General features: G+C 74.2%; 9 protein-coding genes. 6 read left to right on the forward strand and 3 right to left on the reverse strand.

The window, feature by feature from the left end:
• Positions 1-264 precede the first annotated feature (264 nt).
• From KJP73_RS18175 to KJP73_RS18185, 3 genes are all read left to right on the forward strand, one after another.
• Positions 265-1,731, forward strand: a complete 1,467-nt coding sequence (locus KJP73_RS18175) for a phosphomannomutase/phosphoglucomutase (protein ID WP_249669531.1) — start codon at positions 265-267, stop codon at positions 1,729-1,731.
• Positions 1,728-1,937 (forward strand): Trm112 family protein, encoded by a 210-nt coding sequence (locus tag KJP73_RS18180; protein ID WP_213284295.1) that lies wholly within the window; start codon positions 1,728-1,730, stop codon positions 1,935-1,937. Before KJP73_RS18175 ends, KJP73_RS18180 begins: the two co-directional genes overlap by 4 nt.
• 66 nt (positions 1,938-2,003) lie before the next feature.
• Complete coding sequence (locus KJP73_RS18185) at positions 2,004-2,927, forward strand: cation diffusion facilitator family transporter (protein ID WP_213284296.1); 924 nt, start codon at positions 2,004-2,006, stop codon at positions 2,925-2,927.
• Between the two features lie 63 nt (positions 2,928-2,990).
• Here KJP73_RS18185 and KJP73_RS18190 read toward each other — a convergent pair whose 3' ends face one another.
• The 3 genes from KJP73_RS18190 to KJP73_RS18200 form a co-directional block, all read right to left on the reverse strand.
• Complete coding sequence (locus KJP73_RS18190; protein ID WP_213284297.1) at positions 2,991-3,905, reverse strand: glycine betaine ABC transporter substrate-binding protein; 915 nt, start codon at positions 3,903-3,905, stop codon at positions 2,991-2,993.
• A 90-nt stretch (positions 3,906-3,995) separates the two neighbouring features.
• Entirely contained in the window at positions 3,996-4,895 is a 900-nt protein-coding gene (locus KJP73_RS18195; RefSeq protein WP_213284298.1) for an ABC transporter permease, read from the reverse strand.
• Complete coding sequence (locus tag KJP73_RS18200; RefSeq protein ID WP_213284299.1) at positions 4,892-6,157, reverse strand: quaternary amine ABC transporter ATP-binding protein; 1,266 nt, start codon at positions 6,155-6,157, stop codon at positions 4,892-4,894. Before KJP73_RS18200 ends, KJP73_RS18195 begins: the two co-directional genes overlap by 4 nt.
• A 580-nt stretch (positions 6,158-6,737) precedes the next feature.
• On the opposite strand from KJP73_RS18200, the gene KJP73_RS18205 reads away from it, so the two are divergent.
• From KJP73_RS18205 to KJP73_RS18215, 3 genes are all read left to right on the forward strand, one after another.
• Complete coding sequence (locus tag KJP73_RS18205) at positions 6,738-8,132, forward strand: sensor histidine kinase (RefSeq protein WP_249669532.1); 1,395 nt, start codon at positions 6,738-6,740, stop codon at positions 8,130-8,132.
• Between the two features lie 37 nt (positions 8,133-8,169).
• The gene (locus KJP73_RS18210) at positions 8,170-8,835 is read left to right on the forward strand and encodes a response regulator transcription factor (RefSeq protein ID WP_213284300.1); all 666 of its coding nucleotides are present in this window, start codon (positions 8,170-8,172) and stop codon (positions 8,833-8,835) included.
• 74 nt (positions 8,836-8,909) lie between these two features.
• Positions 8,910-9,325, forward strand: a 416-nt coding sequence (locus tag KJP73_RS18215) for a hypothetical protein (RefSeq protein WP_213284301.1), incomplete at its 3' end; no start/stop codon positions are given.

The raw sequence follows: 9,325 nt of genomic DNA on the forward strand, positions 1-9,325 counted from the left end.
CGGACGGCGGCCGCGAGCTCCGCGGCGGGCGGGGCCGCGCCGGCGGCGGGCGTAGGGCTGGACCAGGCGGGCCAGGTCGGGAGGGGCGCGCGCCTCGGGCACGGCGCCACGGTATCCCACCGGGGGGTCGGCCAGCGGTCGGCCGCCCCCCTTCCCGCGGCCCTCCACATCCTCCCGGCGACCGCTCCGCTCGACCCCTGGGAGGCCCGCGTGCTGCGCCTCGACCGACCGCTGACCGACACACCGATGGGATACCGTGACGCCGTGCCTGAGACGAGCGACCTGCCCGACCTGACCGGCCTGATCAAGGCGTACGACGTCCGCGGCGTCGTCCCCGAGCAGCTGAACGCCGACGTGGCCCGGGCGATCGGCGCGGCCTTCGCCGACGTCGTCGTGATCCCCGAGGCCGCCGAGGGTGCGCGCCCCCGCGTGGTCGTCGGCAACGACATGCGCCCGTCGGGCCCGGAGCTCGTCGGCGCGTTCGCCGAGGGGCTCGCCGCGCGCGGTGTGGACGTCGTCCGGATCGGGCTGTGCTCGACCGACGGGCTGTACTTCGCGTCGGGCAAGCTGGACGTCCCGGGTGCGATGTTCACCGCGAGCCACAACCCCGCCCAGTACAACGGCATCAAGCTGTGCCGCGCCGGCGCGCGGCCCGTCGGCCAGGACTCCGGCCTCTCCGAGGTCCGCGACCTCGCGTCCCGCTACCTGGGTGGCGGCGTGCCGGCCGCGGCGGAGGGCGCCCCGGTCGGCGAGGTCTCCGACCAGGACCTGCTCACCGACTACGCGTCGTTCCTGCGGGGACTGGTGGACCTGTCCGGCATCCGCCCGCTGAAGGTCGTGGTCGACGCGGGCAACGGCATGGGCGGCTTCACGGCTCCCGCGGTGCTCGGCACCGGCGCCGGCCTGCCGGAGCTGCCGCTGGACGTCGTCCCGCTGTACTTCGAGCTCGACGGCACGTTCCCGAACCACGAGGCGAACCCCCTCGAGCCGGAGAACCTGCGCGACCTGCAGAAGGCCGTCGTGGAGCACGGCGCCGACATCGGCCTCGCGTTCGACGGCGACGCGGACCGCTGCTTCGTCGTCGACGAGAACGGCGACCCGGTGAGCCCGTCCGCCATCACGGCGCTCGTCGGCCTGCGGGAGATCGAGCGGGAGAAGGCCGCGGGCCGCGTGCCCACGGTGATCCACAACCTCATCACCTCGATGGTCGTGCCGGACCTCGTCACCGCGTCCGGCGCCAAGGCCGTCCGCACGCGCGTCGGCCACTCGTTCATCAAGGCGCAGATGGCGGAGTCGGATGCCGTGTTCGGCGGCGAGCACTCCGCGCACTACTACTTCCGCGACTTCTTCTTCGCGGACACCGGCATGCTCGCCGCGCTGCACGTGCTCGCCGCTCTCGGCGGGCAGCCGCACCCGCTGTCGGCCCTCGCCGAGCAGTACCAGCCGTACGTCGCGAGCGGGGAGATCAACTCCCGGGTCGCGGACGTCCCCGCCGCGCGGGACCGCGTCGTGCAGGCCTACGTCGAGGAGCAGGGCGCCGGCCCGGTGCAGGTCGACGAGCTGGACGGCCTCACCGTCTCCCACTGGGACTCGCACCCGCAGTGGTGGTTCAACCTCCGCGCGTCGAACACGGAGCCGCTGCTGCGCCTGAACGTCGAGGCGGCGGACGAGGACATCATGGAGAAGGTCCGCGACGACGTGCTCGCCCTGGTCCGCAAGGAGGACGCATGAGCGCCACCGAGCCCGTCGGGACCACGGGGCTCGCGCCGTGGGTGCGTGAGCTCCTGCGCTGCCCCGTGACCGGCGCGACGCTCGTCGACGGCGTCGGCCCCGGCGGCGAGCCGGAGCTCGTGTCGACCGACCCGGACCGCCCGCTGGCGTACCCGGTCCGGGACGGCATCCCCGTGCTGCTCGCCGACGAGGCCCGCCCGGTCTAGCATCACCGCTCGGGCCTGCTGGCCCTCGGGCGCGTCCGCGCCCGGACGCACGGCGGAAGGACCGGCATGGCACACGGAGGCGGGAACAAGGCGATCATCGCCGCGCTGTCCGCGAACCTGGGCATCGCGGTGACGAAGTTCATCGCGTTCCTGCTGACGCAGTCGAGCTCCATGCTGGCGGAGTCGGTGCACTCGGTCGCCGACTCGGGCAACCAGGCGCTCCTGCTGCTCGGTGGCAAGCGGGCGCGGCGCGCGGCGGACGAGGAGCACCCGTTCGGGTACGGGCGCGAGCGCTACATGTACGCGTTCATCGTGTCGATCGTGCTGTTCAGCCTCGGTGGGCTGTTCGCGCTGTACGAGGCGTGGCACAAGTTCGCCGAGCCGCACCCCATCGAGTCGTGGCAGTGGGTGCCCATCGCCGTGCTGCTCGCCGCGATCGTCATGGAGGGCTTCTCCTTCCGGACGGCGATCAAGGAGGCCAACCTCGTCCGCGGGAAGCAGGGCTGGGTGTCGTACATCCGGACCGCGAAGGCGCCCGAGCTGCCCGTCGTGCTGCTGGAGGACCTCGGCGCGCTGCTCGGCCTCGTCCTCGCGCTGTTCGGCGTGTCGATGACGCTGATCACCCACGACGGCCGCTGGGACGCGATCGGGTCCGCCGCGATCGGCGTGCTGCTCGTGCTGATCGCCGTCGTGCTGGCCGTCGAGACCAAGAGCCTCCTGCTCGGCGAGTCCGCCACCCGCAAGGACGTCGACGCGATCCGTGCCGCGCTCGTCGGGGCGGGCGTGCCGTCGGTCATCCACCTGCGCACCCTGCACCTCGGCCCCGAGGAGCTGCTGGTGGCCGCGAAGATCGAGATCAGCGCGACGGCGTCGGCCGCGGACGTGGCGACGGCCATCGACGCGGCGGAGCAGCGCGTCCGCGCGGCCGTGCCGATCGCCCGGGTGATCTACCTCGAGCCGGACCTGCGCCGAGCCGTCACCCCGGCCTGACCCGCACGACGACGCCCCCGGCACCTGCAGGTGCCGGGGGCGTCGTCACGTCGTCGAGGGGAGTCAGACGCCCGCCGCGGCCTTGAGGTCGGTGACGAAGTCCGGGTTCTCCTCGAGCCACGCCTCGGCGGACCCGGTCGGGTCGCCGCCGCCGTCCTCGTTGAACATGAGGTTCTCCAGGGAGAACAGCTGCTCGTCGGTGAGGGTGAGCGCCTCGATCAGCTTGGTCAGCGTCGGGTAGTCCTCGCTGAAGCCCAGGCGGCCGACGGTGTGGATCTCCTCCGCCTCGCCCATGGCGCCCTCCGGGTCCTCGAGGTCGCGCACCGGGTACTCGTCGTACGCCCAGTGCGGCCGCCACAGGGTGACCGCGATGTTCTCGCCGGCGTCCGTGGCGCCCTTGAGCTCGGCGAGCATCGCGGGGGTCGAGGAGACGACGAGCTCCATGCCCTCCAGCCCGTAGGCGGGGACGGCCTGGTCCTGGGCGATGCGCGTCAGGCCCGCGCCCGCCTCGATGCCGACGATCCGGTTGTCGAACTCGTCGGCGTGCTCCGCGAGCTCGTCGAGCGAGGTGATGGGCGCGTCCTCGTTCACGGCGATCGTCAGCTTCGCGTCGTCGTACCAGACGCCGAGCTGCTCCATCTCCTCGCCGTACTGCTCGAGGTAGTCGGCGTGGGTGCTCGGCAGCCACATGTCGAAGTTCACGTCGAAGTCGCCGCCGGTCAGACCCGTGTAGACGACGCCCGGGTCGGCCTCCTGGGACTCGACGGTGTAGCCCTCGTCCTCGAGCATCGCGGAGAACAGGGCGGACACCGCGATGCCCTCGTCCCAGCCGGAGTGCACGCCGATGGAGACGGTGGACAGGTCGCCGTTGTCGAGGCGGTCGCCGTCGGCGGGCTCGCCGGACGAGCAGGCCGCGAGGGCGACGGTGAGGCCCAGGGCGGTGGTCCCCAGGGCGGTGCGGCGGGTGCGGGAGTGCATGGTGTCCTCTCGGAGGGGCGGCGGCGGGGGGGTCGACGCCCGTGGTGGTCGTATCGGGTCCGGCGACCCGGGGTTGAGTGGTCCGGTCGCTCAGGGGGCGCTCGCCGCGGCGACCGCGCGGGCCGTCCGGGAGCGGGTGCTGAGGGCCGACGTGACCCGGTCGAGGAACATCGCCAGCACGACGACCGCGAGACCGGCCTCGAAGCCCAGGGAGACGTTCACCCGCTGCAGGGCCTGGACGACGGCGCCGCCGAGCCCGCCGGCGCCGACCATGCCCGAGATGACGACCATGGACAGGGCCAGCATGATCACCTGGTTGACGCCGGCCATGATGGTCGGCATCGCCAGCGGCAGCTGGATCTGGCGCAGGATGCGGCCCTCGGAGGAGCCGAAGGCGTGCCCGGCCTCGACGACCTCGCGGTCGACCTGCCGGAGCCCGAGCTCGGTGAACCGCACGCCCGGCGCCATCGCGAAGATGACGGTCGCGACGATGCCGGGGACGACGCCGACGCGGAAGATCACCACGGTCGGGATCAGGTAGACGAACGCCGGCATGGTCTGCATGAAGTCCAGGACGGGCCGCAGCACCCGCGACACGTGGTCGTCCCGCGCGGCCCAGATGCCCAGCGGGATGGCGAGCAGCAGGGCGACGAGGCTCGCGAGGACGACCAGGGACAGGGTGTCCATGGCGTTGTCCCACTGCTCCACGCCCGCGATGACGGCGAACCCGACGAGCGCGCCGACGGCGAGCTTCCAGCCCTTGGCGAACAGCGCGACCAGCGCGAGCGCGACGGCGACGACCCAGAACGGCGGGCCGCTGAGCACCGCGTCCAGCCCGTCGTAGGCGCCCTCGAGGACGCTCTTGATCGCGGTGAACAGGTCGTCGAACGTGGCGGTGACCCAGCTGATCGCGGAGTCGACCCACGCGCCGAGCGGCAGGCGGGGGACGCCCTGCTCGGTGGTCTCGAGCGTCAGGACGGCGGCGCTCATGCCGGCACCTCCTCGGTGTCGTGGGCCCGCGGGTCGACGGCGTCGGACGCCTCCTCGGTGACCGGGGTGCCGCGCGGCGGCGTGGACGTCTCCGGCGGGACCATCGCCTCGAGCAGCGTGACCCGGGGGATCACGCCGACCAGGCGGCCCTTGTCGTCCGTGACCGGCACGGGCAGCGGTGACTCCGCGGCCGGCGCGAACACGTCGGCCAGGGGGGTGTCGACGGAGACGGACGTCAGGCTGGTGTCCACGATGCCCTCGAGCGTCTCCCGGCCGGCGCGGGTGGCCTCGACCGCGTCGGCGTCGCGGATGATGCCGCGCAGCACCCGGGTGCGGTCGACGACGTACGCGGCGGCGACCTGCGCGTCGCGCATCGTGCGCAGCGCGAGCCGGGGACCGCCCGCGTGGAACGCCACGGCGGCCGGCCGCTGCATGACCGACGACGCGGTGAGCACGCGGGTCCGGTCGACGTCGGCGACGAACTGCGCCACGTAGTCGTCGGCCGGGTCCGACAGGATCTGCTCGCTGGTGCCGACCTGGACGACCCGGCCGTCGCGCATCACGGCGATCCGGTCCCCGAGGTACATGGCCTCGTTGAGGTCGTGCGTGATGAACACGATGGTCTTGCCGAGCGTCTGCTGCAGCTCCAGCAGCTGGTCCTGCATCTCCCGCCGGATCAGCGGGTCGAGGGCGGAGAACGCCTCGTCCATCAGCAGCACGTCGGTGTCGGCGGCCAGGGCGCGGGCCAGGCCGACGCGCTGGCGCATGCCGCCGGACAGCTCGTGGGGGAGCGAGTCGCCCCACTGCCCGAGCCCCACGAGCTCCAGGGCCTGCGCGGCGCGCTCCCGGCGCTCCGCCTTCTCGACGCCCTGCAGGGCCAGGGGGTAGGCGGCGTTGTCCAGCACGGTGCGGTGCGGGAGCAGCGCGAAGTGCTGGAACACCATGCTCACCTTGCGCTGCCGGATCGACCGCAGCTGGCTCGCGCTGACGGCACCCAGGTCGTCGTCGCCGAGCAGCACCCGCCCCGCGGTCGGCCGCCACAGCCCGTTGAGCATGCGGATCAGCGTCGACTTGCCCGAGCCCGACAGGCCCATGACCACGAACGTCTCGCCGCTGGCGATCTCCAGGTCGGCGTCGATGACCGCCGCCGTGCCCCACGGGCGCACCTCGTCGCGGGTCGCCCCGCCCCGCAACCGCTTCACGGCCTCGCCGGGCCGGCGGCCGAACACCTTGTACACGCCTTCGACGCGCAGTCCTGTCACTCATCCACCTCGTCAGGTCATCGGCGCGCGGCAGCCGGTGCCCCCACGGGGCAGGGCGCACCCCGTCCAGGGGGCGCTCCGGGCGCACGGCGCGCCGTCGGCCGGCGGGCCGCGCGGCCCGCGGCAGGGGCCTCGTGCGCGGCAGCGGACGCGCCGAGGCCCTCGCTCCGGCAGCCCGGGAGGGGGCGCTGCGAGGGCCTGGATCATGGCGTTCCGTGCCGACCGTTCGTCGATCCGGTCGTGCTCCACCGTGCCCCATCGGCGCGGCGAAAGCGATTCGGGGTCGGCCGGATCGAGGGGGTCATAGGATGATTTTGCTCGGCGACACCCCCGCTGACCTGCGGTTTCGTCCGCGCACCGATCGTTACCGCTTTGTGACATGTCAGGCGACCCTGCCCGGCCTAGGCGGGCGCGGCCCCGGGGGGACATCCCCCGTACGACTCGGCGGAGGGCCGGGTGCCGCGACCGGGGACCGGCACGCCACGATGGTGCCGTCGGCCCGCACCGCACGCCCGCACCACCGCCCGCACCGCACCACACAGCACCGCACCGCACGCCCCCGATCGTCGAGGAGCACGTCATGTCCGCCACCCACCCGACCACGCCCGTGGCCGCCGTCCCGGCCCCGGCGCCCGCCGACCCGCTGCCGCGCGGCGCCGTCTGGGCGCCCGGCGTCATGACCCGCACCTGGCGCGAGTACGGCTACCTGTTCCTGGTGCTGCTGCTCGCGCCGTTCGCCTTCGCGTACGCCGTCGTGGCGGTGGTGCTCCCGCCGGCGATCGCGGTCACCGTGGTCGGGCTGTTCGCGGCCGGGTGGATCGTGGTCGGCGGCCGGATGTGGGGCGCCCTCTACCGCGGGATGGCCCGGGGGATGCTCGGGGCCTCGATCGCCGCGCCGCTGCCGCGCCGCCGGGTGCGCGGCTTCTGGCGCCGGCTCGGGAACCTGCTGGGCGACGCGGCCGGGTGGCGCGCCATCGCGTTCGGGTTCCTGTCCCTCCCGCTGGCGATCACGGCGTTCGTCACGACCACCGCGTTCCTCGCGGCCACGCTCGGCGGCGTCACGCACTGGTACTGGTACCGCTACCTGCCCGCGGTGGAGGCGACCGACGGCACCCTGCACCGGGGCGCGCAGTTCGGCCAGGACTACTTCATCGACACCCCGGCGCGGCAGTGGATCCTGATCGTCGCCGGCCTGCTGTGCTTCCTGGTGTGGCACCGGCTGGTGCTCGGCTTCGCGCACCTGTTCCGCCTGCTCAGCCGCAGCCTGCTCGGGCCGACGGCGTCGAGCCTGCGCGTCGCCCAGCTGGAGCAGAGCCGCGGGGTCGCCGTGACCGACGCGGACGCCCGGCTGCGCCGCATCGAGCGGGACCTGCACGACGGCACGCAGGCGCGGCTGGTCGCCGTGGCCATGCAGATCGGCGACGCGCGCGACCGCCTGGCCACCGGTGACGGCGACGGCACCGGCGACCCCGACGACACGGTGCGCGGCACCGCCCTCGGGCTGCTCGACGACGCGCACGGGGCGCTCAAGGAGACGCTGACCGAGCTGCGGGAGATCGCCCGCGGCATCCACCCGCCGGCGCTCGACGGCGGCCTCGCGGTGGCGCTCGAGACCCTGGCCGCGCGGGCGCCCCTGCCCGTGACGGTGGACGTCGACCTGCCGGGCCGCCCGGCGCCCGAGGTCGAGACGATCGCGTACTTCGCGGTGGCCGAGCTGCTCACGAACGTCGCGCGGCACTCCGGCGCGACCGGCGCGTACGTCCGCGCCGAGGTCGTGGACGGGTCGCTGTGGATCCGGGTCCGCGACGACGGGCACGGGGGCGCCCGGCTCGCGCTGCCCGGCGCGTCCGGTGGTACAGGGCTCAACGGGCTGGTGGACCGGGTCGCGACGGTCGACGGGGACCTCGACATCGACAGCCCGGTCGGAGGCCCTACGGTGGTGACCGTGCACCTGCCGCTGAGCGCTCCCCGATGACCCGGGTCCGTCCCCGTACCGCGGCCGGAGGTGCGGCGTGCGGATCGTGATCGCCGAGGACTCCGTGATCCTGCGCGACGGCCTCGTGGCCCTGCTCTCCCGGCGGGGCCACGACGTCGTCGCGGCCGTCGGTGACGGCGACGCGCTGGTCCGCGAGGTCGACGCGCTCGCCGCCGGCGACGGGCTGCCCGACATCGCGGTGGTCGACGTGCGGATGCCGCCGGGGTTTACCGACGAGGGGCTGCGCGCGGCGCTGACGCTGCGGTCGTCGCACCCGGGGCTCGGCGTGCTGCTGTTCTCCCAGTACGTCGAGACCCGCTACGCGGCGCAGCTGTTCGGCGGCGACGCGCGCGGCGTCGGCTACCTGCTCAAGGACCGCGTGGCCGACGTCGCCGACTTCCTCGACGCCCTGGAGCGCATCGCCGCGGGCCGCACCGTGCTCGACCCCGAGGTCGTCACGCAGCTCATGGGCGCCGCCCGCGTCGACCCCGGGGTGTCCCGGCTGACCCCGCGCGAGTCCGAGGTGCTGGAGCTCATGGCGCAGGGCCGGTCCAACGGGGCGATCGCGGAGGCGCTGTTCCTGTCCTACGGGGCGGTGGAGAAGCACGTCACGTCGATCTTCGGCAAGCTCGCGCTCGCCCCCGACGCCGGCGACCACCGCCGCGTCCTGGCGGTCCTGCGCTACCTGCACCTCGACGCCTGACGCCGGCGGGGCGGGCGCGCTAGCGTCGTCGCGGGCGCACCGCCCGCACCCGCGCCGACGAGGGGACCACCACCGTGCCGAAGCTCACCGCACCGCAGCTGCTCTGGACCGGGGTCGGGCTGGTGGTGCTCGGGATCATCGGCGGCTGGGTCGGGCAGGCGCTGATGTACGAGCTCCTGTACCGGGCGAGCTGGCTGTTCGGCTTCGCGTCGACCGTCGGGAACGCGCTCGTCGTGATCGGGGCGGCGATGATCGGCGGGGCGTTCGTCGTGGGCGCGCTCCAGCGGGGCCAGCGGGCGCCGCAGCAGCCGGTGGGACCGCAGCAGCCCGTGGGACCGCAGCAGCCCGTGGCACCGGGCGCGTACGGGGCACCGGGCCACCCGGGCGCGGCGTACCCCGCAGCGGCGTACCCCGGTGCCGGCCACCCCGGTGCCCCGTACCCCGGCCGGCCCCTATACCCAACTCGCCCCGCCGACGCCGGCCTCGGGGC

The organism is Cellulomonas hominis (genome assembly GCF_901521055.1).
In the GTDB taxonomy this organism is placed as follows: Bacteria; Actinomycetota; Actinomycetes; order Actinomycetales; family Cellulomonadaceae; genus Cellulomonas; species Cellulomonas endometrii.